This is a genomic window from Haloferax profundi (assembly GCF_001469865.1).
In the GTDB taxonomy this organism is placed as follows: domain Archaea; phylum Halobacteriota; class Halobacteria; order Halobacteriales; family Haloferacaceae; genus Haloferax; species Haloferax profundi.
Map to the genome: position 1 here is coordinate 1 of NZ_LOPV01000382.1, position 1,069 is coordinate 1,069.

The following is a 1,069-nucleotide window of genomic DNA, read 5'->3' on the forward strand; positions in this document are numbered from 1 at the left end:
CCCGTGTTTGTAACGCTACTCGAAGCTTCTTTATAACCAAATTTCGCGCTACGTTACAACGCACTTCGATGAATCGGCCAATGTTCGGATTCAAGCACAGGCCTCCTCGTGGGCACGTAGCACAGTTTGTCACTCTGGGCGGACAACTTCGTCGCATGAATAGCACTCTGCGAACACGCCAGTTGTCCCATCGCCATCCTCGAACTCAATAATCGACTGATAGGCTTCGATCTCTTCGCCGCAATCAGGACATCGACCAAGCGCCGTCGAATCACTCGTCATGGGGGGATTGTGGAGACGCATGTGACACAGTCTGTCTCCACTAGTGTCCACACGATGCCACAGCAAAGTTGTTTGGCCAGTTCGCGAACCTCCCCTGGTTTCACCGGAACTGTGATCGACACTGGCTGTTGAGATCTCGAACCGCGATAACCAATTTCAGAATAGCCTATTTTGAAATAGGCTATTGAAACTTCGACAGTTACTGACTCTGTCTCGGATATAATTAGGAGCAGGTTAGGTACCTAAGGTAGCTAAGTTACCTTAGGTAGAGACGGTAGGACAGAGACATTTCTGAACACCAATCCAAGACGAGGAACCACCTAAGTTGGCTTAGTTTTCACAGTTACCTTAGGTACCTGAGGTGACTCAGGCAGCACAGGTTCCTTAGGTGAGGTAGTTGAGCCAAGACAAATAGATAACAGAGATGAATCAAGCTGTACAATGGTGCCTACCTTACCTGCCTTAGGTACCTTAGGTGACTTAGGTAAGGTAGTTGAGTCAGGAAATATTATACGATATGCGTGAGTCTATCCGCACAACCACAGGTACCTCAGCTACCTTAGGTGACTCAGGTGTACTCCAATGTCACAGGAAACCCAACCAAACGCTGTCGCACTGAACACGCTCAAAGGTGGCGTCGGGAAAACAACGATTTCGCTTAACACTGCCCGCGAGTTAGCCGAGCGAGGTCACGACGTTCTGCTTGTCGACCTCGATCCGAATGGTCACCTCACAGTTGGCCTCGACTTCCGCGAAGTCTATCTAGACGATGAACACGCAGATCTCG

The 1,069-nt window shown here is 49.6% G+C and carries 2 protein-coding genes; one reads left to right on the top strand and one right to left on the bottom strand.

Annotated features, from left to right (window positions below; all coding sequences use genetic code 11):
• Window positions 1–129: 129 nt before the first annotated feature.
• A complete protein-coding gene (locus tag AUR66_RS23355; RefSeq protein WP_439331326.1) occupies window positions 130–282 on the bottom strand; it encodes a DUF7837 family putative zinc-binding protein in 153 nt (50 codons plus the stop codon).
• 582 nt (window positions 283–864) lie between these two features.
• Here AUR66_RS23355 and AUR66_RS20715 point away from each other — a divergent pair.
• The coding region (locus AUR66_RS20715) for a ParA family protein (RefSeq protein ID WP_157533125.1) at window positions 865–1,069 on the top strand (205 nt) is incomplete at its 3' end.

Coding starts and splice junctions, on each gene's coding strand:
- AUR66_RS23355 (WP_439331326.1), bottom strand. CDS start 282: ATGACGAGTGATTCGACGGCGCTTGGTCGATGTCCTGATTGCGGCGAA.